Source organism: Streptomyces sp. NPDC047081 (assembly GCF_040643775.1).
Lineage (GTDB): Bacteria > Actinomycetota > Actinomycetes > Streptomycetales > Streptomycetaceae > Streptomyces.
In genome coordinates, this window is sequence record NZ_JBEYUY010000017.1 from 138,752 (window position 1) to 164,524 (window position 25,773).

Genomic DNA, 25,773 nt, shown 5'->3' on the forward strand with positions numbered 1-25,773 from the left:
CTCGTACGTTCTCCCCCGGCCGTCAGTGGCAGGGGAAGCCGAGCAGGTGGCGGGCGTCGTGCACCCACTCGTGCACGTTGTCCCCGCTCATCACGGTGGTGGCGCCCTGCTCGGCGCCGACGAAGTAGAGCAGGACCAGCATCAGGATGCCGAAGAAGACCGCCCAGGGGACGATCGCGCCGATCGGCAGCTTCGCCGGTACGGCGGTGGGGGTGGTGGTCGGCTGAGCGACAGACTGCGCCATGGCAGGCCCTCCTGGGGAACTCGCGTCCCGTCTCGGTGGTGCACAGGACGACGGGCGGGTCTGACTTGCCCGGCGCGCACCCAGGGTGCGTGCCCGGCATACAGTGGCGCGACCGTGCCGGAGTCTCACCGGCTTCCGCAGTGCCGTCGTCAATATCCACGAGAAGGTACCGCGAAGCGGGGTCCCGGCCAAGAGCGCGTGAAACCGGCGCGAGCGCTCCTGGGGAGCCGTTTTCGCCGGTGGATCAAGGGACTTGAAGGGATGTCGGGCGCGGGATGGACGTATGACGAGCCGAGTGATCTTGATCTCACCGGCGATCACGGCGGCCCTCCGGGAGGCCCGCTTCGACGACGGATGCCCCCTCGACGGCACGGGGTTGCGGCAGGCACGGGCGGCCGTCGGCACACTTCCCGAGGCCGTACGCACGGTCTCCTCCCCCACGGTCCGCTGCCGCGAGACCGCGGACGCGCTGGGTCTCGATGCCGTGGACGCACCGGAGTTGGCGGGGCTGGACGCGGGACGCTGGCGCGGGGCGACGCTGGCGGAGGTGAGCGAGCGGGAGCCCGAGGCGCTGGCCCGCTGGCTGTCGGACCCCGGATCCGCCCCGCACGGCGGGGAGTCGGTGTCGGCGCTGTGCGACCGGGTCGAGGGCTGGCTGGGGTCGGCCGCGGAGGGGCGGACGCTCGCCGTGGCCGAGCCCGAGGTGGTACGGGCCGCGGTGGTACGGACGCTCGGTGCGCCGGAGTCGGCCTTCTGGCGCACGGACGTTCCGCCGCTGACCGCCGTCGAGTTCAGCGGCAGGTCGGGACGCTGGAACGTCCGGCTCGGCCGGCCGCTGGGCGTCGAAGTGCTCTGAGCGGCGGCTCAGCGCGCGGTTCAGCGCGTCAGCTCTGCGCGTCAGTTCAGCGTGGCGAGGAAGTCCGTGCAGGCCTGTGCGCACTCGCGGCAGGCCTTCGCGCCGTCCTCGGCGTTCGGCTGCGCGTCGAAGACGTGGGCGCACTCCAGGCTCACGGTGCGGCACCATTCCACCTGCATGCGCATGCCGGCCTCGTCCAGCCGGTTCTGCTCCGACAGCACGCGGCAGGTCGCGTCGCACACCTCCGCGCACATGATGCCCTTGCGTCGTGCGAGTTCATGTTGCTGTGTTCCGTCCGGATCCACGAGGCTCGCGCGCAGCGCACACGCCCGTGCGCACTCGGTGCATGCCTGTGCGCACGCGAAGCGGTCCTCCAGGAACCGGAAGAGCTCCTGTTGGGATGTAGTCGAAGTCACACTGCGCGAGTAGCCGGTGACCGTCGCGTCAAACCCCGGGTTCCCGGGCCTTTCCGGGTGCTCGGCCGGGTGCAGGAGTGTGCTGGTTCATGGTGGAGGTCACGGGTACCCGCGTGCCATGAACAGCACATGGACGGACATCGCCGCAAGCAGTGCCTCCGCGATGGGCCTCATCGCGGCAGGTGTGGTCATCGTGGCCCTGCTGCTGGGCGCCTTCGTGCTGGGTGCCCGCATCCGGCGCCGTGAGCCGCGCCCGCCGCGCCCGGAGGAGCAGCCGCGAGTACCGGACGAGGGTCCGGTGCGTGAGGTGCTGGAGAGCCGCGAGCCCGACGAGGTGCCCCGCGGTGACACCCGGCTGACCCCGCACGAGCTGCCGGGGCACGGCAACTCGCCCAGCCGCAGCGCCCCGTCGAAGCCGCGGCCCCGCTGGCGCGAGGGCGGCAGCGGGTCGTTCGGCAGCGGCGGCCCGGGCGTCGGCTGACGCCGGGACCGGCACACCCGTCACGGGAGGAATCGAGACCCATGACCGACCCCACTCGCAGCACCCTGCCCCTGCCCGACTACGACCACCTCCCGATCGGCGGCCTGGAGAGCCGCGTACGGTCGCTGACGGAGGAGGAGGTCGAGAGCCTGCTGACGTACGAGCAGGCGCACGCCGACCGGCTGCCGGTGACGGAACTCCTCTCCGCCCGCCTGGAACAGCTGCGCACGGGCGCCGAGCCGACCTCGGGCGACCCGGGCGCGCTCCGCCCCGAACAGGGCGAGCGCCGCACCGGTTCACCTGTCTCCCCGGCGACCTCGTCGCAGCCCTTCAGCCCGCCGCCGCACGGCACGCCCGACCAGCGGGGGAAGCCGAAGGGCGACCGCACCTGAGCGCGGACGGCGCAGGTCACCTGCTGTCGCTGCGCTCGGTGCCGTCCGCGAGTGCCGCCCGTCCCGCCTCCAGCCGGGCCGCCGGGATCCGGAACGGCGAGCAGGAGACGTAGTCCAGGCCGATCCGGTGGAAGAAGTGGATCGAGTCGGGGTCGCCGCCGTGCTCGCCGCACACGCCCGTCTCCAGACGCGGGTCGACGGCACGGCCGGCCTCGACGGCGAGCTCCACCAGCCGCCCGACGCCCTCCTGGTCGATCGAGTCGAACGGGGACACCTCGAAGACCCCCTTGTCCAGGTAGAGCGGGAAGAACGACGCCTCAGCGTCGTCCCGGGACAGACCCCAGGTCGTCTGGGTGAGGTCGTTGGTGCCGAACGAGAAGAAGTCGGCGGCCTCGGCGATGCGGGCGGCGGTGAGCGCTGCCCGCGGCAGCTCGATCATCGTGCCGATCGGGCAGTCGAGGGCCGTACCGGTCTCGGCGGCCACCTCGGCGAGGACGCGTTCCGTCTCGGCCCGGGCCAGCCGCAGCTCCTCGACCGTGCCGACGAGCGGGATCATGATCTCGGCGCGCGGCCGGCCGCCGGCGCTCAGGCGGGCGGTGACCGCCTCGGCGACGGCCCGCACCTGCATGGCCATCAGGCCGGGCACGGCGAGACCCAGGCGGACACCGCGCAGGCCCAGCATGGGGTTCTGCTCGTGCATGCGCTCGACGGCGGCGAGGAGTTCGCGCTCGCGCGGGTCGGGTTCGGCGGCCTCGGCCAGGTGGACGGCGAGCTGGGTGCGGTCGGGCAGGAACTCGTGCAGCGGCGGGTCCAGGAGCCGGATCGTCACGGGCAGCCCGTCCATCGCCTCCAGGATGGCGGTGAAGTCCGCGCGCTGCAGCGGCAGCAGCGCGGCGAGGGCCTGCTCGCGCGCGGTGTCGTCGGGCGCGAGGATCATCGCCTCGACCAGGGTCCTGCGTTCGCCGAGGAACATGTGCTCGGTGCGGCACAGGCCGATCCCCTGTGCCCCGAGGCTGCGGGCGCGCGCAGCGTCCTCGGGGGTGTCGGCGTTGGCCCGCACCTCCAGGCGCCGTACGGAGTCGGCGTGGGCGAGCGCGCCCAGGACCGCTTCGGTGAGCGGGCCGGACGCGGTGCCGTTCTCCAGCGCACGGCCGACGTCGGACGCGGTGAGTGGGAGCGCACCCAGGTGGACGGTGCCGGCGGTGCCGTCGACGGAGACGGTGTCGCCCTCCCGTACGACCGCTCCGGACGTCGTGGTGAACCGGCGGGCGTCCGGGTCGACGGTGAGCGCCTCGGCGCCGCACACGCACACCTTGCCCATGCCGCGGGCGACCACGGCGGCGTGGCTGGTCTTGCCGCCCCGGCTGGTCAGCACCGCCTGTGCGGCGATCATGCCGGGCAGGTCGTCGGGGGTGGTCTCCCGGCGGACCAGGACCACGGCCTCGCCGGCCGCCGCCCGGCGCACCGCTTCGGCGGAGTCGAAGACGACGGCACCGACCGCGGCGCCGGGTGAGGCGGGCACGCCGTGCGCGAGGGGTACGTCGTCGGGGGTGGTGTCGAAGCGGGGGAACATCAGTCGGGTCAGCTCCGCGCCGTCGACGCGGGCCACGGCCTCGTCCGCGGTGATCGTGCCCTCCTCGCGGAGGTCACGGGCGATGCGGAAGGCGGCCTCCGCGGTGCGCTTGCCGACCCTGGTCTGCAGGATCCACAGCTTGCCGCGCTCGACGGTGAACTCCACGTCGCACAGGTCGCGGTAGTGGTTCTCCAAGGTGCGCAGATGGTCGCCGAGTTCGACGTAGGAGCGCGGGTCGAGCGTCTTGAGCTCGCTCAGGGGAAGCGCGTCGCGCACTCCGGCGACGACGTCCTCGCCCTGGGCGTCGGGCAGGTAGTCGCCGTACATGCCGCGTTCGCCGGTGGCGGGGTCGCGGGTGAAGGCGACTCCGGTGCCGGAGTCCGTGCCGAGGTTGCCGAACACCATGGCCTGGACGTTGACGGCGGTGCCGAGGTCCTCGGGGATGTGCTCGCGACGGCGGTAGACGCGGGCGCGCTCGGTGTTCCAGGAGTCGAAGACGGCCCGGATGGCCCGGGCCAGCTGCTCGGCCGGGTCCTGCGGGAAGTCCTCGCCGGTCTCCTTGCGGATGATCGCCTTGAACTCCTCGGTGATCACGGCGAGTTCACCGGTGTCCAGGAGGTGGTCGTCGGCCACCCCACGCCGCTCCTTGTGCTCGGCGATGGCCCGCTCGAACAGGTCCCCGTCCACACCCATCACGGTGTGGCCGAACATCTGGACGAGCCTGCGGTACGAGTCCCAGGCGGACCTCTCCTGCCCGGACGCCTTGGCGAGCCCGGTGACGGAGCGGTCGTTGAGCCCGATGTCGAGGATGGTCTCCATCATGCCGGGCATGGAGAACCGGGCACCCGAGCGCACGGACACCAGCAGGGGGTCGTCGGGTGCGCCGAGGCCGCGGCCCATGGCCCGCTCCAGGCCGGCCAGCGCCTGCGCGGCCTCGACGCCCAGCTCGGGCGGCTCCTCGCCCGTGCGCAGGTAAACCTTGCAGGCGTCGGTGGTGACGGTGAAGCCGGGCGGGACGGGCAGTCCGATCCTGGTCATCTCGGCGAGTCCGGCGCCCTTGCCGCCGAGCAGGGCGGCCATGTCCCGGCCGCCCTCGGCGAACGCGTACACGTACTTCGTCGGCTTGCTCATTCCAGTGGCCTCTCAGGCGTGCGGGACGACTGCCACGGGGCAGCCGACGTGGTGGATGGCGGCATGGGTGACGGGGCCGGTGCGCGGGCCCGTGGGACGTTCGGTGGTGCGGCGGCCGACGACGAGCAGCCCGGCTCCGGAGGCGGCCCGCACCAGCACGGACTGGGGACGGCCCTCGGTCACGGTCTCGACGACCTCGACACCGGGGTATTTCTCACGCCAGACCTCCAGTACGGCGGTGAGGAAACCCAGCCATTCCCCGGCCCGCTCGGGCGGGTCCACCAGGGCGACGTCGCCGGGGCCCAGCGAGATCGCGGAGGGCTGCTGCCATGCGTGCACGACCCGCAGGCGCGCGCCGCGCAGCCGGGCCTCCTCGAAGGCGAACTCGATCACCTCGTCGCACGGGTCGCCGAGGTCGATGCCGAGGACGACGTCCCGGTAGCCGGTACGGGTGGACCCGCTCCCGTCGCCGTCCGGCAGGTGCTCGTCGGCGGCCTCCTCACCGGCCCGGACGAGGACGACCGACCGCTCGGCCCTCGCCACGACCCCCAGGGCGACCGAGCCGACCAGGAAGCCGGTGAACCCGCTCAGCCCGCGCGAGCCCAGCACCAGCAGGTCCGCCTCGCCGCAGGCCTTCAGCAGGGCCGCGGTGGCGGGGCCTTCGACCTGCTCGTCGGGGTCGAGCCGGACTTCGGGGCAGGTACGGCGGACGCGGCTTTCCGCCTCACGGAGGGAACGGCGAGCGAGGTGCCGCTGGGCGGCCGTCGCGGCTTCGCCGTCCTCCTGGCGGGGGTGCCAGTTCCAGGCGTGCAGGAGCCGCAGCGGCCGGTCACGGCGGACGGCCTCACGGGCTGCCCACTCCGCGGCTGCAAGGCTCTCGGGGGATCCGTCGACTGCGGCGATGACGGGCGGAAGCATGATGCGCACCTCCAGCGCTCGGTCTGCTCCTCGCTTCCAGCCTCGTCCCGGGCCCCGTCGGCAGGTATGGGCCGCCAGGTCTCCGACCGGGACCGTTCGGCCCCTGCGCATACCGGGGGCGCGCGAGGAGCGTGGGAGGCCCACGGCGCGGAAGGCGGCAGGCCATGCAACGAGAGATCATCGCCGGTGTCGACCGGTCGGCACGCAGCCGTGCCGCGGCCGACTGGGCCACGCACGAGGCGCTGCTGCGGGCGCTGCCCCTTCGAGTGGTGCATGTGGCACCGCCGCCGCCCCTGGACCCCGTGGAGCAGTGGCCGTACCGGCCCCGGACCGTGGCCGAGCGCGCGGCGGCCGAACTCACCACCCGGCATCCGGCCCTGACGGTCCGGCCGACCAGCCTCACCGGGACACCGGGGCCCGCCCTGCTCGCGGCGGAAGGACACGCGGAGCTGCTGGTGGTGGGGCTGCGCGGCGAAGGCGGGCACGCCGGGATCGCCGTGGGCTCGACCGCGACGTATCTGGCGTCGCAGTCCCTCCACCCGGTCGTCCTGGTGCCCGGAACCTGGCCCGCCGAAGGTCCTCCGCGTCCTTCCGCCGGCGTGGCCGTGGGCGTGGACGCGCACGACCCGTCGGGCGACGCGCTGGACTTCGCCTTCGAGGCGGCCCGGCTGCGCGGCGCGCGGCTGCACGCCGTGTACGCCTGGAGGCTGCCCGCGCGCGCCGCCGACTCGCCCTTGCCCGTCCTGGAGGAGGACCGCGCCACGTGGGAGGACCAGGAGGTGCAGCAGCTGTCCGACGCGCTGCGGCCGTGGCGCGCGAAGTACCCGGACGTCGACGTGCTGGAGGACGTCGTGCTGTTCACCCCGCCGGAGGCTCTCGTGCACGCCTCGGCGGGCGCCGAACTGCTGGTCGTCGGACGGCGCTCCGCGTCCGGCTCCGCGCTTGCGGAGCTGCTGGAGCACAGCCGTTGCCCGGTGGCCGTCGTGCCGTCGTAGTCCGGGAGGGTCGGCCCCTGTCGTGGGGTCGTTCGGCCCATGCTGGGCGCGGCGCCGTCGGCGCACCGTGAGGACCATGAGGACGCGGACACGGATCGCCGTCATCGGGGTCGGCAACGAGTTCCGGCGGGACGACGGCGTGGGCTGGGCCGTGCTCGCCCGGCTGCGGGAGCGCGCCGCGCGCAGGCCGCTGCCCCCGGGCACGGTCCTCGCCACCTGCGACGGGGACCCCGGCCGGCTGATCGGGCTGTGGGAGGGCACCGACCTCGCGGTGGTCGTGGACGCGGCCCATGCCCACCCGGGCACACCCGGCAGGGTGCACCGCCTGGAACTCGACGCCGGCTGTCTGGCGCACCCGCCGACGACCAGCTCGCACGGCCTCGGCCTCGGCGAGGCGGTCGAGCTGGCGCGGGTGCTGGGCCGGCTGCCGGAGCGTCTGATCGTGTACGCCGTGGAGGGCGCCGACGGTGCGCTGGGCACCGGCCTGTCTCCCGCCGTCGAGGCCGCCGTCGAACCGCTCGTCACAGCCGTCGAGTTCGAGCTCGCCCGGCACCGGGGGGCTGCGGCGGGGAGGCCGGCATGACCGTGCGGCGCTTCCAGGTGGAGGGCATCGTCCAGGGCGTCGGCTTCCGGCCGTTCGTGTACCGCACCGCGTCCGCACTCGGCCTGGCCGGCTGGGTGGCCAACGTCAACGGGCACGTGGAGGGCGAGGTCGCCGGGCCGTCCCGCACCATCGACGAGTTCGCCGTCCGGCTGCGCACCGACGCGCCGGCCCTCGCCCGGGTGCGCCACGTCCGGCTGACGGCCGGACCGCCCCGGCCGGCGTACGGCGCAGGCTTCAGGGTCCGGCACAGTGTCCCCACCGCCGCTGCCGCCACCTCCCGGGAGATCCCGCCCGACGCGGCGATCTGCGCCGCCTGCCTGGCCGAGCTGCACGACCCCGGCGACCGCCGCCACCGCTACCCGTTCATCAACTGCACCGACTGCGGCCCGCGCGCCACGATCATCGAGGACCTGCCGTACGACCGGGTCCGCACCACCATGCGCGGCTTCCCTCTCTGCCCGCAGTGCGCGGCCGAGTACGCCGATCCGGCGGACCGCCGCTTCCACGCCGAGCCCGTCGCCTGTCCCCGTTGCGGCCCGCGGCTGGCCTGGGAGGAGCTGCGTGGCGAGGAGGCGCTGCGGGCCGCGGTCAAGGCCGTCGAGGGCGGCGGGATCGTCGCCCTGAAGGGAATCGGCGGCTTCCAGCTGGTGTGCGACGCCGGCGATCCGTCGGCAGTGTCGGAACTGCGGCGCCGCAAGAACCGGCCGACGAAACCGTTCGCCGTGATGGTCCGTGACCTGGACACGGCCGCCCGGCTGGCCCGGATCGGTGCCGCCGAGGAGCGGGCCCTGACCTCCCCGGAACGCCCGGTGGTCCTGCTGGGGCGGCCCCGACGGCACGGCGCCGACCCGCTCGCCCCCGAGGTGCATCCCGGTCTGACCCGTGTGGGCCTGTTCCTGCCCACCACCGGCCTGCACCACCTCCTCCTCGACGAGTTGGCCCGCCCCCTCGTGGTGACCAGCGGCAACCTCGCCGACGAACCCATCGCCGTCGACGACGCCGAGGCCCGGCGCTCGCTGACCGGCGTCGCGGACGGCTTCCTCACCCACGACCGGCCCATCCGGTCCCGCTACGACGACTCGGTGGTGCAGTTCGCCGGACGCACCCGCATCACGGTCCGCCGGGCCCGCGGGCTCGCCCCCGCCCCGCTGCCGCTCGCCGTGGACGAGCCGGTCGCGGGGGCCGGGGCCCAGCTGAAGCACACGTTCACCCTGGCCGCCGACGGCCGGGCCCACCTCGGCCCGCACATCGGGGACCTGGCCGACCTCACGACCCACGAGGCGTTCGTGGCATCGTACGAACATCTCAAGCACCTCACCGGCATCGAGCCGACGGTCCTCGCCCACGACCTGCATCCCGGCTACCTGTCCACGCAGTGGGCCCAGGACCAGCCGCTGCGGCGGATCCCGGTGCAGCACCATCACGCGCACGTGGCCGCCTGCGCGGCCGAGCACGGGGTGCAGGGGCCGTTCCTCGGGGTGGCCTACGACGGTCTGGGCCTGGGCGACGACGGCAGCCTGTGGGGCGGCGAGATCCTCGTCGCCGATCTGCGCGGCTACCGCCGCGTGGGCAGGTTCGCGACCGCGCCGCTGCCCGGCGGCGACGCGGCGGTGCGCCATCCGTCCCGTACGGCCCTGGGCCATCTGTTCGGCGGCGAGACACTGGGCTCTCCGCATCCGTACCCGTGGCTCACCCGGCACTTCACCGACCGGCTCGACCCGGCCGAGGTCGCCGTGGTGCGGGCCATGGTCGCGCGCGGCGTCAACTGCCCGCGCGCGTCGAGTGCCGGCCGGCTCTTCGACACGGTCGCGGCGCTGCTGGGCCTGTGCGACCGAGCCGGGTACGAGGGTGAGGCGGCCGTGCTGCTCGAAGCGGCGGCCGGCGACGAGCACGCGGCGGCCCTCGCCCACCGGGTGGTGCGGGCGCAGGGGCTGTGGGTGTACGACTCCGCACCGACGCTGACGGACCTGTTGACGCGGCGGCTGGACGGCGAACCGGTGGAGCGGCTGGCCGCGGCCTTCCATCTGACGCTCGGGATCGTGACGGCGGAGCTGGTGGCGCGGGCCGTGGCCGAGGGGGCGCCGCACACGGTGTGTCTCGGCGGGGGTTGCTTCGTGAACCGGAGGCTGCTGACGGAGGTGAAGCGGCGGCTGCACGCGCAGGGGCTGCGGGTGCTGGTCGGCGGGGAGGTCCCGGTCGGGGACGGCGGCATCAGTTACGGACAGGCGGCGGTCGCGGCGGCGCGGCTGGCCGGGGAGGAGTGAACGCGTATGTGCCTCGGTATCCCGGGACGGGTCGTGGAGGTGTACGACGACGCGGGGCTGCGGATGGCGACGGTGGATTTCGGCGGGGTTCGGCGTGAGGTGTGTCTGAGCTGCACCCCTGATGCCGACGTCGGTTCGTACGTGATCGTGCATGTCGGGTTTGCGATCACCTTGGTCGATGAGGGGGAGGCTCTGCGGACGCTCGCTGTGCTGCGGGCCATGGCGGGGGCCGTGGAGGGGGAGTTGGGGGAGCCCCTTCCGTGAAGTGGCTGGTCGCGCCCACGCGGCGGAGCCGCACATCGATACAGCCCCGCGCCCCTGGCGGCGTTGGGGATCCGGTCGGCTGGATTGGCAGGGCCGGTTGGCCCCTGCCGTGGGCCGGTGTCGACGTCAGAGGCTGGAAGCGGAGCGAGCTACGAGGAGGAGCGTCATGACCGCAGCCCCGGCCGTGCTCGATCGGGACGGGCTCAGTGCCCTGGTGAAGGTGCTCGTGGCGGACGGGCGGACCGTTGTCGGGCCGACCGTGCGGGACGGGGCGATCGTGCTGTCCGAGCTGACCTCGGCCGACGCGCTGCCGTACGGGTGGGGTGTCGAGCTGGAGGCCGGGCACTACCGGTTGGTGGCCCGGGAGGACGGTGCCGCCTTCGCGCACAGCGCCGGGCCGCAGTCCTGGAAGAACTTCCTGCACCCCTCGCGGGAGCGGTTGTGGAGCGCCGACCGGACGGCGCGGGGCGAGGTGTCGTTCACCGCGCACGAAACCGCGGCGCCGTCGTACGCCTTTCTCGGTGTCCGGCCCTGTGACCTGCGGGCCATCGCGGTGCAGGACCGGGTGCTGACCGGTGGTCGGTACGCGGACGACGGGTACGGGAAGCGGCGCCGGGGTGCGCTGCTGATCGCCGCCGAGTGCACCGAGCCGGGGGCGACCTGCTTCTGCGTCTCCATGGGCGGCGGGCCGGCGGCCGATCCCGGCTACGACCTGGCGCTGACCGAGGTGGTGGACGAGAAGGGGCACCGGTTCCTGGTGCGGGCGGGCAGCGAGGAGGGCGCCCGGCTGCTGGAGCAGGTCCCGCACCGGGACGCCGACGCCGTCACGGAGAGCACCGCCCGCTCCTCGGTGGAGGCGGCCCGGGACCGGATGGGCCGCTCGATGCCTCCGGTCGGCCTGCGGGAGCTGATGGGGGCGAGCCTGGACGCCGAACGCTGGAACGACGTCGCCGAGCGCTGTCTGACCTGCGGCAACTGCACCATGGTCTGTCCGACCTGCTTCTGCACCACCACGGAGGAGGTCACCGACCTGACCGGTGACCACACCGAGCGCTGGCAGCGCTGGGACTCCTGCTTCGACCTGGACTTCTCGTATCTGCACGGCGGCTCGGTGCGCCGTTCGCCGCGCAGTCGGTACCGGCAGTGGCTGACCCACAAACTGTCCACCTGGCACGACCAGTTCGACACCTCCGGATGCGTCGGCTGCGGACGGTGCATCGCCTGGTGCCCGGCCGGCATCGACATCACCGAGGAAGTGGCCGCGCTGGACGCCGAACGCGGAACGGAGGCGCACTGATGCCCCCCTCGATCGCCCTGCGCATGAACCACGCCCTGCCGCCCGAGCACCGTGAGCGGCTGCTGCGCGTCGGCCGCGAGGCCGAGTTCCGGCCGGGCACCCGTCTCTTCGAGGAGGGCGGGAACGCGAACAGGTTCTGGATCCTGCGCGGCGGCACCGCCGCCCTGGACATGCACGTGCCCGGCCGCCGCCCGCCGGTCGTCGAGACCATCGGCATCGGCGACCTGCTCGGCTGGTCCTGGCTGTACGAGCCGTTCGTCTGGCAGCTCGGCGCGGTGGCCGTGACGCCCCTGCAGGCCTACGAGTTCGACGCGGTCGCCATACGGCTGATGTGCCTCGACGACCCCGAGTTCGGGCGGGCCGTGGAGCACTGGGTCGGCCGCGTGCTCGCGCACCGGCTCAACGCGGCCCGCGCCCGGCTGGTGGACCTGTACGGGATCTACGAGACGAAGGACGAGCGATGACGGCCGTGCCGGTCCCCCATCGCGTGGTCGCCCTGCGGGCGGAGACCGCGGACACGGTGACGCTGCGCTTCGAACCGGTCGCCGCCGCGCTCCCCGAGTTCCTGCCCGGGCAGTTCGCGATGGTGCACTCCTTCGGCCGCGGCGAGATCCCGGTCTCCGTGAGTTCCGTGCAGGCCACCGGAGGTCTCGCGCACACGGTGCGTTCCGTGGGCGCCGTCTCCGACGGACTGTGCTCGGCGCGGGTCGGGGACGTCGTCGGCATCCGCGGGCCCTACGGCACTCCGTGGGAACCGGAGCGGGCGCGCGGCCGGGACATCGTGATCGTGGCGGGCGGCATCGGGTTCGCCCCGCTGCGGCCGCTGATCCTCGCCGTGCTGGCCGAGCCGGCCGCCTACCAGCGGGTCAACATCCTGATCGGGGCGCGGACCCCGAGCGACCTCATCGCCCGCGCGGAGGTGGCCAGTTGGGCCACGGCGTACACCGGGATCACGGTGGACCAGCCCGAGGTGGACTGGCGCGGAGACGTCGGCGTGGTCACCCAGCTGCTGGGGCGGGCGCACTTCGAGCCGGAGGAGACGACGGCCTTCGTGTGCGGTCCCGAGCCGATGATCCGGGCCACCTCGCGGGAGCTCGCGCACCTCGGTGTGCCCCGCGACCAGGTGCAGGTGTCGCTGGAGCGGAACATGCGCTGCGCGACCGGGCACTGCGGGCACTGCCAGCTCGGCCCGCTCCTGGTGTGCCAGGCGGGTCCCGTCGTGGACTGGGAGCGTGCCGAACCCCTGCTCTCGGTAAGGGAGTTGTGAGATGGCCGACGTGAAGACCAGGCCCCGGCTCGCCGTGTTCAAGCTGGCCTCCTGCGACGGCTGCCAGCTGACCCTGCTCGACTGCGAGGACGAACTCCTGGCGCTGGCGGGCGAGGTGGACATCTCGCACTTCCTGGAGGCGTCCAGCGCGGTGGCGCCCGGCCCCTACGACCTCTCGCTGGTCGAGGGCTCGATCACCACCGCCGCGGACGCCGAGCGGATACAGGCCATCCGCGCCGCCTCCCGGCACCTGGTGACCATCGGGGCGTGCGCCACGGCCGGCGGCATCCAGGCCCTCAGGAACTTCGCGGACGTCGACGAGTTCCGGCGCACCGTCTACGCGCACCCCGAGTACATCTCCACGCTCGCCACCTCGACGCCCGTGTCCGCCCATGTGGACGTCGACTTCGAGCTGCGCGGCTGCCCCATCGACCGCCGGCAGCTCATCGAGGTGATCACCGCTTACCTCGCCGGGCGCAAGCCGGACGTGCCGGACCACAGCGTGTGCTTCGAGTGCAAGCGCCGCGGCACGGTCTGTGTCACGGTCGCGCACGGCACGCCCTGTCTGGGCCCGGTCACACACGCCGGGTGCGGGGCGCTCTGTCCGGCGTACCACCGCGGGTGCTTCGGCTGCTTCGGCCCGTCCGGGTCGGTGAACCTGCCCGCGCTGATCCCGTTGCTGCGCCGCGACGGCCTCGACGAGGACGCCGTGGGGCGCTTCCTGCACACCTTCAACACCGCCGCCTTCGAAGAGGAGTTGGGCAAGTGACGCACCGCGGATCCCGTGTCCTGCACGTCGGCTCGCTGTCCCGGGTCGAGGGCGAAGGAGCCCTGCGGCTGCGTGTGCACGACGGCACGGTCACCGACGCGCGGCTGGAGATCTACGAACCGCCGCGGTTCTTCGAGGCGTTCCTGCGCGGCCGTTCGTACACCGAGCCGCCGGACATCACGGCGCGGGTGTGCGGGATCTGCCCGGTGGCGTACCAGATGAGCGCGTGCGCGGCGATCGAGGACGCGTGCGGGGTGAGCGTCGATCCGGTGATCCGGGACCTGCGCCGGCTGCTGTACTGCGGGGAGTGGATCGAGAGCCAGGTCCTGCACATCTATCTGCTGCACGCCCCGGACTTCCTGGGCCGGACCAGCGCGATCGAGCTGGCCCGCACCCATCGGGCCGAGGTGGAACGGGGGTTGAGGCTGAAGAAGGCCGGCAACTCCCTGATGGAGGTGATCGGCGGCCGGGCGGTGCATCCCGTGAACGTGCGGCTCGGCGGCTTCCACCGGGTGCCGACGCGCGAGGAACTGCGCCCGCTGCACGAGGAGTTGAAGCAGGCGCTCGACGACGCGTGGGAGACCGTGCGCTGGGTGGCCGCCTTCGAGTTCCCGGACGCCCGGGTCGAGGCCGATCTGCTGGCGCTGGCCGAGCCGGACACGTACGCCATCGAGGGCGGCACCCCGACGGTGCTGCGCGCGGACGGCTCCACCGCCTCCTTCCCGGTGCGGGAGTTCACCGAGCACGTCACCGAGACCCACGTGGAGCGCTCCACCGCGCTGCACTCGCGGCTCGACGGCCGGCTGCATCTCACCGGCTCCCTGGCCAGGTTCGCGATCGGCGGGGCACGGCTGTCGCCGGTCGCGCTGGAGGCGGCCGTGGAGGCGGGGCTGGGCGATCCGCGCGAGGGCGCGGTGTGCCGCAACCCGTTCCGGTCGATCCTGGTCCGGGCCGTGGAGAGCGTGTACGCCGTCTCCGAGGCGCTGCGGATCATCGAGGCGTACGAACCGCCGGCGCACCCGTACACGGAGGTGCCCCCGGTCGCGGGCGTCGGCCACGGCGCCACCGAGGCACCGCGCGGAATGCTCTACCACCGCTACGAGCTGGACGCCGACGGCATCGTCACCGATGCCCTGATGGTGCCGCCGACGGCCCAGAACCAGGGCGCGATCGAGGACGACCTGCGCCGGCTGGCGCAGCACGCGATCGGTGAACACGACCCGGACGACGACGAGTTGACGGCACTGTGCGAGCGGGCGATCCGCAACCACGACCCGTGCATCTCGTGCTCCACCCACTTCCTCGACCTGACGGTCGTCCGTACCTCGGGTCCGACCACGGGAGGCTGCGATGCCTGAATCTCCGTACACCGTGAGCGATGTGATGACGCACACCGTCGTCGCCGTCGGCAGCGAGGCGCCCTTCAAGGAGATCGTCGAACTGCTCGACCAGTGGAAGGTCAGCGCCCTGCCCGTCCTGGCGGGCGAGGGCCGGGTCGTGGGGGTGGTGTCCGAGGCGGATCTGCTGGCCAAGGAGGAGTTCCGGGACACCGACGAGGGCGATCCCACAGAGCGCAAGAAGGCGGGTGCGGTGACCGCGGGCGAGCTGATGAGCGCCCCGGCCGTGACCGTGCACGCCGACGCCTCGCTGGCCGAGGCCGCCCGGATCATGGCCCGCCGGCACGTCAAGCGACTGCCCGTCGTGGACGCGGTGGGCCTGCTGCAGGGTGTGGTGAGCCGCAGTGACCTGCTGAAGGTGTTCCTGCGGGACGACGAGGAGATCGCCGGGGAGATCCGGCACAGCGTGCTCGGCCAGCTCCCGGTGACCTCTCCCCTGACGGTGGGCGTCCAGGAGGGCGTGGTCACGCTGAGCGGCTCCCTGCCCGACCGGATGCTGGTGCCCGTGGTGGCGCGCGCGGTGCGGGCGGTGGAGGGGGTCGTGGACATCCGGCTCGACCTCACGCACCGATGAAGTACCTCGACGAGTACCGCGATCCCGTCCTCGCCCGGCGCCTGTTGGACGAGCTGCGGCAGACCGCCACCCGGCCCTGGCGGATCATGGAGGTGTGCGGCGGGCAGACCCACACCCTGGTCCGCCAGGGCATCGACGAGCTGCTGCCCGCCGGGATGCGGATGATCCACGGCCCGGGCTGCCCGGTCTGCGTCACCCCGCTGGAGACCCTGGACCGTGCCATGGCCATCGCGGCCCGCCCCGGGGTGATCCTCACAAGCTTCGGCGACATGCTGCGCGTCCCCGGCACGGACACCGACCTGTTGTCGCTGCGGGCCCGCGGCGCGGACGTCCGGGTCGTGTACGCACCGATGGACGCCGTACGCCTGGCCGCCGCGCACCCCGACCGCGAGGTGGTCTTCCTCGCCGTCGGCTTCGAGACGACCGCGCCGGCCAACGCGATGGCCGTACTGCACGCGGCCCGCCTGGGCCTGGCCAACTTCTCGATGCTGGTCAGCCATGTCCTCGTACCGCCCGCCATGACGGCGCTGCTCGACGACCCCGACTGCGAGGTGCAGGCCTTCCTCGCCGCCGGGCACGTGTGCGCGGTGATGGGCTGGACCGAATACGAGCCGATCGCCGCCCGCTACGAGGTCCCCGTCGTGGTCACCGGCTTCGAGCCGCTGGACCTGCTGGAGGGCATCCTGATGGCGGTGCGGCAGCTGGAGGACGGCCGGGCCGAGGTGGAGAACCAGTACGTACGGGCCGTGCGCCGCTCCGGCAACACCGCCGCCCAGGACGCCGTCCGCCGCGTCTTCCGGGTCACCGACCGGGCCTGGCGCGGCATCGGGGCGCTGCCCGACAGCGGGCTCGAACTGGCCGAGGAGTACGAGCGGTTCGACGCCGCCCGCCGCTTCGACGTCGGCGGCCTGTGTCCCGTCGAGGACCCCGAGTGCATCGCGGGCGCCATCCTCACCGGGGCCAGACTGCCCACGGACTGCGCCGCGTACGGCACCCGCTGCACCCCCCGCCACCCCCTGGGCGCACCGATGGTGTCGTCCGAGGGCACCTGCGCCGCCTTCCACGCGGCCGGACGCACTCCGACGAGGAGCACGGCATGAACATCCAATGCCCCACCCCCAACCACGAGGACGAGGTCGTGCTGCTCGGCCACGGCGCGGGCGGACGGCTCACCGCCGAGCTGCTCGACCAGCTGGTGCTGCCCGCCGTGGGCGGCGGCACGGGCCCGCTGGAGGACGCCGCGCTGCTGCCCGGCCATCCCGGCCTCGTGATGAGCACCGACAGCTTCGTCGTCAGCCCGCTCTTCTTCCCCGGCGGGGACATCGGGTCCCTCGCCGTGCACGGCACGGTCAACGACCTCGCGATGCGCGGGGCCCGGCCGCTCGCCCTGTCGGTGTCCCTGATCGTCGAGGAGGGGCTGCCGCTGGCCGAACTGCGGTCCGTCATGGCCTCGTTGGGCAAGGCGGCCCAGGACGTGGGCGTGCCCGTGATCACCGGCGACACCAAGGTCGTCGGCCGCGGCGCCGCGGACCGTCTGTTCATCAACACCACCGGCGTCGGACAGCGGCACGAACTGCTGTGCCCGTCCGCCGCGTTGGCACGCCCGGGGGATGCCGTGCTGCTGTCCGCGCCGATCGGGCTGCACGGCACGACCGTGCTCAGCACCCGTGAGGGGCTCGGGTTCGAGAGCGACATCGCCTCGGACACCCGGCCGCTGCACCGGCTGGTGCACGCCCTGGCCCCCCTGGGCGAGGCCGTGCACGTGCTGCGCGACCCCACCCGGGGCGGACTGGCCGCCGCGCTCAACGAGATCGCCCGGGACTCGTCCGTCGCGGTGGAGATTGAGGAGAGCGCCGTCCCCGTGCCCGGGGCGGTGGCCTCCGCCTGTGACCTGCTCGGCCTGGATCCGCTGGTCGTCGCCAACGAGGGCTGCCTGGTGGCCTTCGTCGACGCGGGGTCGGCCGAGGAGGCGTTGGGCGCCCTGCGCTCGCTGCCCGAGGGGGCGCAGGCGGTACGGATCGGCGAGGTACTGGAGCAGGAGTCGCGGGGGCGGGTCACCCTGCGGACGCTGGTGGGTGCACGGCGGATCGTCGACATGCCGCTGGGTGAGCAACTCCCCCGTATCTGCTGAGACCGTATCTGCTGAGGCTCAGCCGGTCCTGCGGCCCCACTGGGGGCCGATCAGGGCCCACTCGGTGTCCCACTGGTCCAGCCGCCGCCGTTCCAGGCGCGCGTACGCCCAGCAGCCGACGAGGATCACCGACACACCCGCGCTCACGGCGGCCGCCGTACCGAGCACGGAACCCTCCAGCTCGGCCTCGTCGGCCGACGCGGGCTCCGGCACGAGACGGCCCTTCGCGTCCAGCCACACGCGGGTGGCGCTGCCGGCCTTGCTCCCGGCGTCGACCCGGGTGATGCCCGTACGCGTCGTTCCGTCCGCCGCGGTCCAGCGCACCGTGGCCCACGCGTGGCCGTCGTCCGTGCCGTCGGACCCGGAGGTCACCCGTTCCGCGTCCTCGGTGAGCACGGCCGGCACGGGGTGCCGCACCGCCCGCAGTCCGTCGAGGTTGCGCTCGACCGCCACGGCGGTCAGCACGCCCGCGGCGACGGCCGCCGCCACCGCGAGGATCCCGGTCGCCGCGAGCAGCCAGGCCTCGACGAGGTAGCTGCGGCGCCGCAGCGGGTTGCGCCGGATCCGCCACCAGCGCACCCGGCCCCTGGTCCACCCCATCGTCACCACCGCACCGGGACGTCGTCGTGGACGAGCACTTGGGTGGCCGGGCGCCGGGGTGTGTACCAGGTCTGCGGCTGCGGCACATGCCCGAGCCGCAACACCACCTGCGGGTGGCGGCCTGCGGTGAGGCCCGTGCGCAACCGGGCGCGCAGCTCGGGCAGTTCGAGGGGCTGTGTGTGGAAGGCGGCCATGACGTCGTGGGCCGCGGCGTACAGCAGCATGCGCTGCAGCGCCTGTCCGGCCCGCAGCCAGTCCGGGCGGCGGTCGTACGGGGTCGAGAGTACGGCGACGGTGCCGGTGCCGCCGCCCTGGCCGCGGGACGGAACGAGGTAGCGGCGGGCGAGGCCGAGGTAGTCGCGGCCGGCCAGCCGGGTGGCGTCCGGGTGCTGGCGGCACCCCTCGACGGGCACGCCGTACGGACCGACGCGGCGCGCCAGTTCGACGGTGTGCCCGAAGTCCGCGCGGTGTGTGTCCTCCGCGGTGCGGACCAGGTCGGCGAGGAGCTCCAACTGCTCCGGATCGTCGATGACCTGAAGGGTGGCCCCCTCGACCCGGGCCTGCTCGTGCAGTTCGTCGAGGAGCGGCTGTGCGACCGGCTCGGCGCCGAAGCGGCCCCGGTGGGTGTGCCGGTGGATCATGGCGCCGGCCAGCAGCGTCTCCTCGGGGGTGCACGGTGAGTGGGTCGTGAAGCCGACACGGGCCAGGTGGGCGGAGTCGCCCGGTTGCGGCAGCAGGTCGACCACGGGCCGGAAGCCCAGGTGCCGTACGGCGATGCGCACGTTGAACAGGGCTGCCCCGCAGGCGATCACGGCCTCCCGGCCGAGGGGGTCGGTCAGCAGCATCCGCCGCCCGCCGTCCAGGTGCACCTCGAAGCCGTGGTCGTGGCCCTCCTCGGCGAAGAACCAGGGCTGGGTGTTGTGCGCGGAGGGCGCGAGGCAGCCGGCGCGGGCCAGATGGAGAGCGGCGCGGCCGGGCTTTTCGTGGGTGACCGACATGATGCGTCCCGCCTTTCACGAAGCGTGCACCTTCAGCCTCCGCGCCCTCCGGTCCCCGGGACATGGGCCGTCCGTCCCGCCTGCCCGGCCTCAGCGGCCCTCCTTCGGCCCCGGCCGCCGAGGGCGCCTGCATCGGGCACCCACCGCGCCGAACGGCCCTGCGCAGCGCGCCCGTTCGGCCCTGGCACGCGAGCCGTGCGGCACTTCGGGCAACCGGCGCCGCGCGGTTGGCTGGACGTGTCGGAGGAGGTTGCCATGTCCAGCCGGCCACAACCCGTCGCACGCACCCGCCGTCACCACCGAGCCCTGCTCGCCACGGCGTTGGCGCTTCCCGCACTCATCCTCGCCGCGTGCGGCTCGGACACCGCACCCGGCACCGCTCCGGCCGACACCGGCCGTCCTTCGGGCCCCTCGGCGGACACAGGGACGTCCGGCGGCACCTCGGGAGCCCCCGCGTCCCCCGCGCCCTCCACCACCACGCCTTCGTCGCCCGCGACGGGCGGGTCGGGAGGGACGGGAGGGTCGGGCGGCACCACCGCCAAGCAGATCCCAACGGCGGTCTACTTCCTGCACGGTGAGCAGGTCTCCCCCGCTCCACGCACCGTGAGCGCGCCCGCCACCGCCACCGCCGCGGTCCGGGCCCTGCTCGCCGGCCCCAGCGGCTACGAGGGCCGCCACGGCCGGACCACGGCCGTACCCGCCGGGACACGGCTGCGCTCCCTCGTCGTCCGGGACCACGTCGCCACGGTCGATCTCTCGGGCCGGTACGACGACGGAGGCGGCAGTCTGTCCATGCGGGCGCGACTGGCGCAGGTCGTGTTCACCGTCACCCGCTTCCCCACCGTGCACAAGGTCGCCTTCGAACTCGACGGCAAGCCGGTGAAGGCATTTGGGGGCGAGGGCGTGGTGCTCAACGGGCCCGTCGGCCGGGCGGACTTCGAGGACCTGTCCCCGGCGGTCCTGGTCGAGTCCCCGCTGATCGGCGAGACGGTACGCACCCCGGTACGGGTCTGGGGCAGCGCCGACACCTTCGAGGCCGTGTTCCGGCTGAAGGTCACCGATTCCACGGGACGCACCGCCGCGGACGTCCGGGTCAGGGCGACGTCGGGCACCGGCGCCCGGGGCACGTTCGACGTGACCTTCCCCTACAAGGCCACCCGTACGGGGCCGGGCCTGCTCACGGCGTACTTCCTGTCGCCGAAGGACGGCCGCCCCGTGACCGTCGACACCGTGCCGCTGATCGTGAACCGCTGACACCGGCCCACGGCACGAGAAGCCCCGGCGCGTACAACGCGCCGGGGTCGTCCATTGCGGACACGCCGGACCCGTACGCCCGCCGGAAACCTCGCTACACCTTCGCGGTGGGCGGGTGGTGGCCGCGCCCCAGGCGTCGCGCCAGCAGGACCAGCGCCACGACGGCCGGGACCACCAGCGGGACCAGTGGCAGGCCCACGATCGAGGCGGTCAGCCCGAGGCAGAGGACCACGAGGATCGCGGCGATCGTGTACAGCACCGCCTCGGCGGTGATCGTGGGGATCTGACGGATGTTCATGACGCGCCTCCCTCCGGGAGGTTGTGCGGTGCGGTCAGTTCTTCTTCTCCTGTTCGTCGAGCAGTTCGCCGGCGACCCGTGCCGCCCACGCCTCGATCTCGGGGAAGTCACGGAAGTCGCCGCCCTTGCCGTTGCGGACGATCATCCGGGCGATGCGTCCCTTGGCACCCTCCTGCAGACAGCCGCCGAAGGTGACGTGTCCGCGGGCGTCGAGCCGGGTCATGGCGCGGCGCACGCCTGGCACGGGCGGGATGTCCTTCTCGGACGCCGAGGCGTCGAGCGGGCCGCTGCTGAAGAACCACACCGGGCACTCGGCCAGTGCGCGGCGGTTGCGGCGCACGAACCGGCGGGCGTCCCGGTGCCAGCGTCCGGCGTACAGCCCACCACCGACGACGACGGCGTCGTACCGCGTCACATCGGTGACGGACCCGGCGGGCAGCGCCTCGGCGGTGAGGCCCTCCTTGCCGAGGACCGCGGCCACGGCCTCGGCGATCTGCGCGGTGGATCCGTTCGTCGTCCCGTAGGCGACCAGCACATTGCCGGGCATGTCGGTCCGCCTCCTCTCATATCCTGCGCAGCCAGTCGTCGGCTACGCCGTGCACGGCCTGTTCGTCGGGCCGGACCCTCGCGTCGTCCAGCCGGAAGGTGAGCTTGTCCACGACGGCGACGACTCCGTCGATCTGCCGGGTCATGGACAGGGCGATCTCCTTCTCGCTCTTGCGTTCCATATGGCCGGTGAGGGTGACCACGCCCTCGGTCACGGAAACGTCGATGCTGCGCGGGGGCAGCCACAGGGCGTACACCAGCACCTCCTCGACCACCTCGGTGCGGATGTCGGCGTCGGGCCGCAGGAAGACCGTCAGCAGGTCGCGGCGGGTGACGATGCCGACGAGCCGGTCCGCCTCGTCGAGGACGGGCAGCCGCTCCACGTGGTGCTGGGCCATGGTCCGGGCGGCCTCGACGATCGTGTCGTCGGCGTGCACCGTGACGGGCGGTTCGGTCATCAGCTGCCCCGCGGTGCGTGCCCTGGCCTTGGCGGCCTGCCTCCTGGCGCCGGAGGTCAGGCGCGCCGGCCGGAAGCGCTTCTTCGGCTCGTAGGGATCGGGCGTGCCCGCCTGGCGGATCATCAGATCGGTCTCGGAGATGACTCCGATGACCTTGTCGTCCTCGTCGACCACGGGCAGTCCGCTGATGCGGTGCTCGCCGAGCCGGCGCGCCACCTCCTTGAACGGGGTGCCGTATTCGGCGCGGACGACCTCCGTGGCCATCACGGAGCCGACCTTGTTGTGCTTCATGTCTCTTCCTCCTCAGCGGAGCCGGCGCAGATACGGGTCCTGGGGCCTTCGGGGCAGCAGGCGAACACGCGCATCGAGCACACTGACTCCGCCCGGTGTCGCGAGTACGGGGTTGAAGTCGGCCTCGGCCAGCTGCGGCAGATCGCTCGCCATCCGGGACAGCCGCAGCAGCAGTTGTTCGAGGCCTTCCAGGTCGACGGGGCGCGCGCCGTCCGCACCGAACAGGAGCGGGGCGCAGCGCGGCGCCGTGATCAGGTCGTGCACGTCGTGGTCGGTGAGCGGGGCGAGGCGGGCGGCGTGGTCGGCGAGGACCTCGGTGGCGGTACCGCCGAGGCCGAACAGCACGAGCGGCCCGAAGACCTGGTCCTGGACGACGCCGGCGAACAGTTCGGTGCCGCGGTCGGCGAGCGGCTGGAGCACCACGCCCGTCAGCAGCCCAGAGAATCGGGTCTCCAGGTCCCGGAAGGCGGCCCGGACCTGGGAGTCGCCGCGCAGGTCCAGATGGACGGCGTGCTCGGCGCTCTTGTGCAGCAGTCCCGGCCAGTAGCCCTTCATGACCACCCGGCCGTCGGCGCCGCGCAGCCGGTCGGCGGCGAGGACGGCGTCGTCCTCGGTCTCGGCCCAGGCCCAGGACAGCTGCGGGATGCCGTAGCAGTCGAGGAGTTCGGCGCAGGTCCGCGGGTCGAGCCAGCCACCGTCCGGGTGCCTGTCCAGGTACCTGTCGACGACGGCGTGGGCACGCTCCGTCTCGACGCCTTCGAGATCGGGCAGGGTCCCGCGGGGCCGGGCCAGCCAGGCGGAGCGCGCGACCGCGTGGGCCAGTGCCCGCGCCGCGGCCTGGGGTTCGGCGTACGACGGCACGCTGCCGCCGTCGGCCGGGAGCAGTTCGACGGGCAGGGCCTGTTCGAGGCGGATCACGGCGACGGGCTTGGCCCGCCGTGCGGGGGCCCGGGTCAGCGCGCGGACGAGATCGTCGCCGGTGGCCGCGGCGACGGCCGTGGGGACGAGGGCCACCAGCACCGCGTCGACGCCGCTGTGCCGCATGAGGCGGTCCACGCAGTTCGCGAGCTCCTCCTCACTGACCGCGGCGGTCGCGTCGACGGGGTTGCCGACGGCGGCGCCCTCGGGCAGTACGGCGAGCAGGTCGTCGACCAGCTGCGGGGTGGGCGCCGGCAGCCGCAGCCCGGCCTCGGCGCAGGCGTCCGCCGCGAGCACGCCCGCTCCGCCCGCGTTGGTGACGATCGCGACGCGTGCCTCGGCGGGCAGCGGCTGGGAGTGCAACAGGGCGGCGGCTTCCAGGAGTTCGCCGACCGAGCGGGTGGCGGTGATGCCCGCCTGGGTGAACAGGGCGCCGCGGGTCATGGTGCGGGTGGCGGCGGCCGCGGTGTGCGAGGCGGCGGCGCGCCGGCCCGCGTCGGTGCGGCCCGCGTCGACGGTGAGCACCGGGATGCGGCGGGTGACCCGGCGTGCGGTGCGGGAGAAGGCCCGCGGGTTGCCGAAGGACTCCAGGTGCAGCAGGGCGAGGTCGGTGCGGTGGTCGCTCTCCCACCACTGGAGCATGTCGTTGCCGCTGACGTCGTACTTGTCGCCGAGCGAGGTGAAGGTGGAGACGCCGATGCCGAGCCGGGACAGCCCGTCGAGCAGGGCGATCCCGACGCCGCCGGACTGCACGGCCACCCCCGCCGTTCCGGGGCGCGGGTGGCCGGCGGCGAAGGTGGCGTCGAGCCGCAGCGCAGGGTCCGTGTTGGAGATGCCGAGGCAGTTGGGGCCGACGAGACGCATGCCGTAGGTGCGGCAGGTCGCCAGCAGTGACCGGACCTGGTCGGGATCGAGGCCCGCGGTGACGACGAGGAGGGCGCGCACGCCCGCCTTGCCGCACTCCTCGGCGGTCTCGGGGACCGTGGCGGCGGGCACCGCGAGCACTGCGAGGTCGGGCGTCATGGGCAGCGCCGAGACGGACGGATGGCACGGCACGCCGAGGATGGCGGTGGCCGCGGGGTTGACCGCGAACAGGCGCCGGGTGAAGCCGCCGGCGTGCAGCTGGTGCAGGATCGCCCGGCCGACAGAGCCCGCCCTGCGTCCGGCGCCGACGACGGCGACGGCGTTCGGCCGCAATAGCGGTTCGAGGCTGGCCACGTCGGCGGCCCGGCCCCGTTCCTCCACCGCGGAGAGGTAGGTGTCGTCCTCGTCCAGCACGATGGTGCAGCGCACTTCGGGACCCTCGAAGCGCCGGGTGGCGCGCAGGCCGAGGTCGGCGAAGAGCCGGAGCACCTCGCGGTTCTCGCTGAGCGCGTCGGCGATGAAGGCCGTGACGCCCTCCTCGCGCGCGGCGGACACGAGATGCTCGACGAGGAGAGTGCCGACGCCCCGGTGGTGCAGTCCGTCGGCGACCGCGATGGAGATCTCCGCCTCGGTGCCGGCGCCGGCGGTGTCGTACTCGGCGAGACCGATCACCTGCCCCTGCCGCTCGGCCAGCAGCGCCCGGTATCCCGGGTGCGGTGCCGCGCAGGCGCGGTCGGCGGCCATCTCGGCGGAGCGCCTGCTCGCGCCGAAGAACCTCAGCCGCAGGTTCTCGGGGGACATCTCCTCGTACAGTCCCTGCAGTTGCTCGTGGTCGTGCGAAGCCACGGGGCGGATGCACACGGTGGTGCCGTCCGCGAGCAGGGCGTGGACCGGGGGCCCACCGGGCTTGTCGTCCGTCATCGCGGATCTCCTCCAGAAGTCTCTACGCTTCGAGCGTCCAGCGGATGGGGGCGGGATCCCATGGGCTGACCGGGGGTGCCACGAGGGCCGGTCGGCCCTCGGTGCACGGCGGCGACCTGCACGGCCGGCGTCGTCGGTCCGTCCGCGGTCAGGCCTGCTCGGCCGGGACCACGGCGACGGGGCAGTGGGCGCCGTTCACCAGAGCGCGCCCGGCCGAGCCCGGCAGCAGCTCCGCGGCCCTGTGACGGGCCGCGATCACGACCAGCTGGGCGCCGTCGCTGGCCTCGACGAGCGCTCGTCCGGTACGGCGGCGCAGCCGCCGGTCGTGGACGGTGACGCCGGGGTACTTCTTCCGCAACCCGGCCGGCGCCCCGAGGGCACGCGCGTGCAGGACCACGAGGTCCGCGTTGCGCGCCTCGGCCTCCGCGAAGGCGAAGTCGGCGGCGGCGCTCGATGCGGCATCCGCCAGTACGACGCAGCCATGCCGATGCGCCCGCCCCCGCACCACCAGCAACGGGCAGCGTCCGCGGCCCGTCAGCCGGCCCGCGAGTCCGCTCGCCCTCCGGCCGGCCACCACGGTGAGCGACGCGGTGCGCGACTCGGTCTCCAGCACGCTGCCGGGCTCGCCCATCAGCACGTCACAGGCGACGGTCACCTCCGGGGCGATCTTCCGGGCCCACCGCTCGGCCTCGTCCAGCGGACGGCCGACGAGGTCGCGCAGTCCGGCGCCGTCCGGGTCCCACGGCGGCACCCCGGCCGGCACGTGCGCCGACGACCACGCGAGGGCGTGCGCCAGGCGCAGTCCCGTTCCGCGTCGTTCGGCCTCCAGTGCCGCGGTCTGCACCGCGGCCAGGCTCGCCCACGATCCATCGACTCCCACCACAACCGGTCCGTTCACGGCGGTCCTCCCGTCTCCGGCCTGCTCCTGGCGGGACCCTCCGCACGAGGGGAGCAGGGCGGCATCGCGCGGCGGGACCGTGCCCGCCCTCGTCGGCGGGGACGGCCCCGCCTCCCCTGACGGCACCCAGCGTCCGCCCGCGAACCTCCCGTCC

The 25,773-nt window shown here is 73.7% G+C and carries 27 protein-coding genes and 1 riboswitch; of the genes, 16 read left to right on the forward strand and 11 right to left on the reverse strand.

Features of this window, described 5'->3' with window-relative positions:
• Positions 1 to 22: 22 nt before the first annotated feature.
• Positions 23 to 244: a CbtB-domain containing protein gene (locus tag ABZ848_RS29595; protein ID WP_242776726.1), complete on the reverse strand. Its 222-nt coding sequence runs from the start codon at positions 242 to 244 to the stop codon at positions 23 to 25.
• Between the two features lie 58 nt (positions 245 to 302).
• Positions 303 to 381: riboswitch (cobalamin riboswitch) on the reverse strand.
• Positions 382 to 527: 146 nt separating this feature from the next.
• Here ABZ848_RS29595 and ABZ848_RS29600 point away from each other — a divergent pair.
• Positions 528 to 1,100 (forward strand): histidine phosphatase family protein, encoded by a 573-nt coding sequence (locus tag ABZ848_RS29600; protein ID WP_360836778.1) that lies wholly within the window; start codon positions 528 to 530, stop codon positions 1,098 to 1,100.
• Between the two features lie 41 nt (positions 1,101 to 1,141).
• On the opposite strand, the gene ABZ848_RS29605 is transcribed toward ABZ848_RS29600, so the two are convergent.
• Positions 1,142 to 1,516, reverse strand: coding sequence for a ferredoxin (locus tag ABZ848_RS29605; protein ID WP_242776722.1), 375 nt, complete (start codon positions 1,514 to 1,516; stop codon positions 1,142 to 1,144).
• Between the two features lie 118 nt (positions 1,517 to 1,634).
• Here ABZ848_RS29605 and ABZ848_RS29610 point away from each other — a divergent pair, with 118 nt between their 5' ends.
• Both ABZ848_RS29610 and ABZ848_RS29615 read left to right on the forward strand, forming a co-directional pair.
• Positions 1,635 to 1,997 carry a DUF6479 family protein gene (locus ABZ848_RS29610; RefSeq protein ID WP_360836780.1) on the forward strand — a complete coding sequence of 121 codons (363 nt, stop codon included), beginning with the start codon at positions 1,635 to 1,637 and terminating at the stop codon, positions 1,995 to 1,997.
• A 41-nt stretch (positions 1,998 to 2,038) separates the two neighbouring features.
• On the forward strand, positions 2,039 to 2,389 hold the full coding sequence (locus tag ABZ848_RS29615; protein ID WP_360836781.1) for a hypothetical protein: 351 nt from the start codon (positions 2,039 to 2,041) through the stop codon (positions 2,387 to 2,389).
• Between the two features lie 16 nt (positions 2,390 to 2,405).
• Here the strand turns inward: ABZ848_RS29615 and ppdK are convergent, their stop codons facing one another.
• Both ppdK and ABZ848_RS29625 read right to left on the reverse strand, forming a co-directional pair.
• On the reverse strand, positions 2,406 to 5,093 hold the full coding sequence (gene ppdK / locus ABZ848_RS29620) for a pyruvate, phosphate dikinase (RefSeq protein WP_360836783.1): 2,688 nt from the start codon (positions 5,091 to 5,093) through the stop codon (positions 2,406 to 2,408).
• Positions 5,094 to 5,105: 12 nt separating this feature from the next.
• Entirely contained in the window at positions 5,106 to 6,011 is a 906-nt protein-coding gene (locus tag ABZ848_RS29625; RefSeq protein ID WP_360836785.1) for a universal stress protein, read from the reverse strand.
• A gap of 164 nt (positions 6,012 to 6,175) precedes the next feature.
• Between ABZ848_RS29625 and ABZ848_RS29630 the strand changes: the two genes are divergently transcribed.
• From ABZ848_RS29630 to hypE, 12 genes are all read left to right on the forward strand, one after another.
• On the forward strand, positions 6,176 to 7,006 hold the full coding sequence (locus ABZ848_RS29630; protein WP_360836787.1) for a universal stress protein: 831 nt from the start codon (positions 6,176 to 6,178) through the stop codon (positions 7,004 to 7,006).
• A 76-nt stretch (positions 7,007 to 7,082) separates the two neighbouring features.
• Positions 7,083 to 7,589, forward strand: coding sequence for a hydrogenase maturation protease (locus ABZ848_RS29635; RefSeq protein WP_360836789.1), 507 nt, complete (start codon positions 7,083 to 7,085; stop codon positions 7,587 to 7,589).
• On the forward strand, positions 7,586 to 9,874 hold the full coding sequence (gene hypF, locus ABZ848_RS29640) for a carbamoyltransferase HypF (protein ID WP_360836790.1): 2,289 nt from the start codon (positions 7,586 to 7,588) through the stop codon (positions 9,872 to 9,874). The genes ABZ848_RS29635 and hypF overlap by 4 nt, the downstream gene beginning before the upstream one ends.
• A 6-nt stretch (positions 9,875 to 9,880) precedes the next feature.
• Positions 9,881 to 10,138: a HypC/HybG/HupF family hydrogenase formation chaperone gene (locus ABZ848_RS29645; RefSeq protein ID WP_360836792.1), complete on the forward strand. Its 258-nt coding sequence runs from the start codon at positions 9,881 to 9,883 to the stop codon at positions 10,136 to 10,138.
• 166 nt (positions 10,139 to 10,304) lie between these two features.
• Entirely contained in the window at positions 10,305 to 11,435 is a 1,131-nt protein-coding gene (locus ABZ848_RS29650; RefSeq protein ID WP_360836793.1) for a 4Fe-4S dicluster domain-containing protein, read from the forward strand.
• Positions 11,435 to 11,899 carry a cyclic nucleotide-binding domain-containing protein gene (locus tag ABZ848_RS29655; RefSeq protein WP_360836795.1) on the forward strand — a complete coding sequence of 155 codons (465 nt, stop codon included), beginning with the start codon at positions 11,435 to 11,437 and terminating at the stop codon, positions 11,897 to 11,899. The genes ABZ848_RS29650 and ABZ848_RS29655 overlap by 1 nt, the downstream gene beginning before the upstream one ends.
• The gene (locus ABZ848_RS29660) at positions 11,896 to 12,702 is read left to right on the forward strand and encodes an FAD/NAD(P)-binding protein (protein WP_360836797.1); all 807 of its coding nucleotides are present in this window, start codon (positions 11,896 to 11,898) and stop codon (positions 12,700 to 12,702) included. The genes ABZ848_RS29655 and ABZ848_RS29660 overlap by 4 nt, the downstream gene beginning before the upstream one ends.
• A gap of 1 nt (position 12,703) precedes the next feature.
• Positions 12,704 to 13,471 (forward strand): oxidoreductase, encoded by a 768-nt coding sequence (locus ABZ848_RS29665; RefSeq protein ID WP_360836798.1) that lies wholly within the window; start codon positions 12,704 to 12,706, stop codon positions 13,469 to 13,471.
• Positions 13,468 to 14,829, forward strand: a complete 1,362-nt coding sequence (locus ABZ848_RS29670) for a nickel-dependent hydrogenase large subunit (RefSeq protein ID WP_360836799.1) — start codon at positions 13,468 to 13,470, stop codon at positions 14,827 to 14,829. Before ABZ848_RS29665 ends, ABZ848_RS29670 begins: the two co-directional genes overlap by 4 nt.
• Positions 14,822 to 15,442, forward strand: a complete 621-nt coding sequence (locus tag ABZ848_RS29675) for a CBS domain-containing protein (RefSeq protein ID WP_360836800.1) — start codon at positions 14,822 to 14,824, stop codon at positions 15,440 to 15,442. The genes ABZ848_RS29670 and ABZ848_RS29675 overlap by 8 nt, the downstream gene beginning before the upstream one ends.
• Positions 15,439 to 16,542: a hydrogenase formation protein HypD gene (gene hypD, locus ABZ848_RS29680; RefSeq protein WP_360836801.1), complete on the forward strand. Its 1,104-nt coding sequence runs from the start codon at positions 15,439 to 15,441 to the stop codon at positions 16,540 to 16,542. The genes ABZ848_RS29675 and hypD overlap by 4 nt, the downstream gene beginning before the upstream one ends.
• Positions 16,539 to 17,573 (forward strand): hydrogenase expression/formation protein HypE, encoded by a 1,035-nt coding sequence (gene hypE, locus ABZ848_RS29685; protein WP_360836803.1) that lies wholly within the window; start codon positions 16,539 to 16,541, stop codon positions 17,571 to 17,573. The genes hypD and hypE overlap by 4 nt, the downstream gene beginning before the upstream one ends.
• Positions 17,574 to 17,591: 18 nt before the next feature.
• Here hypE and ABZ848_RS29690 read toward each other — a convergent pair whose 3' ends face one another.
• Together ABZ848_RS29690 and ABZ848_RS29695 are read right to left on the reverse strand one after the other, a co-directional pair.
• Positions 17,592 to 18,173: a hypothetical protein gene (locus ABZ848_RS29690; protein WP_360836805.1), complete on the reverse strand. Its 582-nt coding sequence runs from the start codon at positions 18,171 to 18,173 to the stop codon at positions 17,592 to 17,594.
• A 2-nt stretch (positions 18,174 to 18,175) separates the two neighbouring features.
• Positions 18,176 to 19,171 carry a hypothetical protein gene (locus ABZ848_RS29695; RefSeq protein ID WP_360836806.1) on the reverse strand — a complete coding sequence of 332 codons (996 nt, stop codon included), beginning with the start codon at positions 19,169 to 19,171 and terminating at the stop codon, positions 18,176 to 18,178.
• A 255-nt stretch (positions 19,172 to 19,426) separates the two neighbouring features.
• Here ABZ848_RS29695 and ABZ848_RS29700 point away from each other — a divergent pair, with 255 nt between their 5' ends.
• Complete coding sequence (locus tag ABZ848_RS29700) at positions 19,427 to 20,425, forward strand: GerMN domain-containing protein (protein ID WP_360836807.1); 999 nt, start codon at positions 19,427 to 19,429, stop codon at positions 20,423 to 20,425.
• 94 nt (positions 20,426 to 20,519) lie between these two features.
• Here the strand turns inward: ABZ848_RS29700 and ABZ848_RS29705 are convergent, their stop codons facing one another.
• The 5 genes from ABZ848_RS29705 to ABZ848_RS29725 form a co-directional block, all read right to left on the reverse strand.
• Positions 20,520 to 20,723 carry a hypothetical protein gene (locus ABZ848_RS29705; protein WP_242776683.1) on the reverse strand — a complete coding sequence of 68 codons (204 nt, stop codon included), beginning with the start codon at positions 20,721 to 20,723 and terminating at the stop codon, positions 20,520 to 20,522.
• Positions 20,724 to 20,757: 34 nt separating this feature from the next.
• Positions 20,758 to 21,270: a flavodoxin domain-containing protein gene (locus ABZ848_RS29710; protein WP_360836810.1), complete on the reverse strand. Its 513-nt coding sequence runs from the start codon at positions 21,268 to 21,270 to the stop codon at positions 20,758 to 20,760.
• Positions 21,271 to 21,286: 16 nt separating this feature from the next.
• Complete coding sequence (locus ABZ848_RS29715; protein ID WP_360836812.1) at positions 21,287 to 22,018, reverse strand: CBS domain-containing protein; 732 nt, start codon at positions 22,016 to 22,018, stop codon at positions 21,287 to 21,289.
• A 12-nt stretch (positions 22,019 to 22,030) separates the two neighbouring features.
• Positions 22,031 to 24,721: a GNAT family N-acetyltransferase gene (locus ABZ848_RS29720; protein WP_360836814.1), complete on the reverse strand. Its 2,691-nt coding sequence runs from the start codon at positions 24,719 to 24,721 to the stop codon at positions 22,031 to 22,033.
• A gap of 148 nt (positions 24,722 to 24,869) precedes the next feature.
• Positions 24,870 to 25,619 (reverse strand): universal stress protein, encoded by a 750-nt coding sequence (locus ABZ848_RS29725; protein WP_360836816.1) that lies wholly within the window; start codon positions 25,617 to 25,619, stop codon positions 24,870 to 24,872.
• Positions 25,620 to 25,773 lie beyond the last annotated feature (154 nt).

What these genes read in the sequence shown, in the direction of transcription:
- ABZ848_RS29595 (WP_242776726.1), bottom strand. Translation starts at nt 244, where the DNA reads ATGGCGCAGTCTGTCGCTCAGCCGACCACCACCCCCACCGCCGTACCG.
- ABZ848_RS29600 (WP_360836778.1), top strand. Translation starts at nt 528, where the DNA reads ATGACGAGCCGAGTGATCTTGATCTCACCGGCGATCACGGCGGCCCTC.
- ABZ848_RS29610 (WP_360836780.1), top strand. Translation starts at nt 1,635, where the DNA reads ATGAACAGCACATGGACGGACATCGCCGCAAGCAGTGCCTCCGCGATG.
- ABZ848_RS29615 (WP_360836781.1), top strand. Translation starts at nt 2,039, where the DNA reads ATGACCGACCCCACTCGCAGCACCCTGCCCCTGCCCGACTACGACCAC.
- ppdK (WP_360836783.1), bottom strand. Translation starts at nt 5,093, where the DNA reads ATGAGCAAGCCGACGAAGTACGTGTACGCGTTCGCCGAGGGCGGCCGG.
- ABZ848_RS29625 (WP_360836785.1), bottom strand. Translation starts at nt 6,011, where the DNA reads ATGCTTCCGCCCGTCATCGCCGCAGTCGACGGATCCCCCGAGAGCCTT.
- ABZ848_RS29630 (WP_360836787.1), top strand. Translation starts at nt 6,176, where the DNA reads ATGCAACGAGAGATCATCGCCGGTGTCGACCGGTCGGCACGCAGCCGT.
- ABZ848_RS29635 (WP_360836789.1), top strand. Translation starts at nt 7,083, where the DNA reads ATGAGGACGCGGACACGGATCGCCGTCATCGGGGTCGGCAACGAGTTC.
- hypF (WP_360836790.1), top strand. Translation starts at nt 7,586, where the DNA reads ATGACCGTGCGGCGCTTCCAGGTGGAGGGCATCGTCCAGGGCGTCGGC.
- ABZ848_RS29645 (WP_360836792.1), top strand. Translation starts at nt 9,881, where the DNA reads ATGTGCCTCGGTATCCCGGGACGGGTCGTGGAGGTGTACGACGACGCG.
- ABZ848_RS29650 (WP_360836793.1), top strand. Translation starts at nt 10,305, where the DNA reads ATGACCGCAGCCCCGGCCGTGCTCGATCGGGACGGGCTCAGTGCCCTG.
- ABZ848_RS29655 (WP_360836795.1), top strand. Translation starts at nt 11,435, where the DNA reads ATGCCCCCCTCGATCGCCCTGCGCATGAACCACGCCCTGCCGCCCGAG.
- ABZ848_RS29660 (WP_360836797.1), top strand. Translation starts at nt 11,896, where the DNA reads ATGACGGCCGTGCCGGTCCCCCATCGCGTGGTCGCCCTGCGGGCGGAG.
- ABZ848_RS29665 (WP_360836798.1), top strand. Translation starts at nt 12,704, where the DNA reads ATGGCCGACGTGAAGACCAGGCCCCGGCTCGCCGTGTTCAAGCTGGCC.
- ABZ848_RS29675 (WP_360836800.1), top strand. Translation starts at nt 14,822, where the DNA reads ATGCCTGAATCTCCGTACACCGTGAGCGATGTGATGACGCACACCGTC.
- hypD (WP_360836801.1), top strand. Translation starts at nt 15,439, where the DNA reads ATGAAGTACCTCGACGAGTACCGCGATCCCGTCCTCGCCCGGCGCCTG.
- hypE (WP_360836803.1), top strand. Translation starts at nt 16,539, where the DNA reads ATGAACATCCAATGCCCCACCCCCAACCACGAGGACGAGGTCGTGCTG.
- ABZ848_RS29690 (WP_360836805.1), bottom strand. Translation starts at nt 18,173, where the DNA reads ATGGGGTGGACCAGGGGCCGGGTGCGCTGGTGGCGGATCCGGCGCAAC.
- ABZ848_RS29695 (WP_360836806.1), bottom strand. Translation starts at nt 19,171, where the DNA reads ATGTCGGTCACCCACGAAAAGCCCGGCCGCGCCGCTCTCCATCTGGCC.
- ABZ848_RS29700 (WP_360836807.1), top strand. Translation starts at nt 19,427, where the DNA reads ATGTCCAGCCGGCCACAACCCGTCGCACGCACCCGCCGTCACCACCGA.
- ABZ848_RS29705 (WP_242776683.1), bottom strand. Translation starts at nt 20,723, where the DNA reads ATGAACATCCGTCAGATCCCCACGATCACCGCCGAGGCGGTGCTGTAC.
- ABZ848_RS29710 (WP_360836810.1), bottom strand. Translation starts at nt 21,270, where the DNA reads ATGCCCGGCAATGTGCTGGTCGCCTACGGGACGACGAACGGATCCACC.
- ABZ848_RS29715 (WP_360836812.1), bottom strand. Translation starts at nt 22,018, where the DNA reads ATGAAGCACAACAAGGTCGGCTCCGTGATGGCCACGGAGGTCGTCCGC.
- ABZ848_RS29720 (WP_360836814.1), bottom strand. Translation starts at nt 24,721, where the DNA reads ATGACGGACGACAAGCCCGGTGGGCCCCCGGTCCACGCCCTGCTCGCG.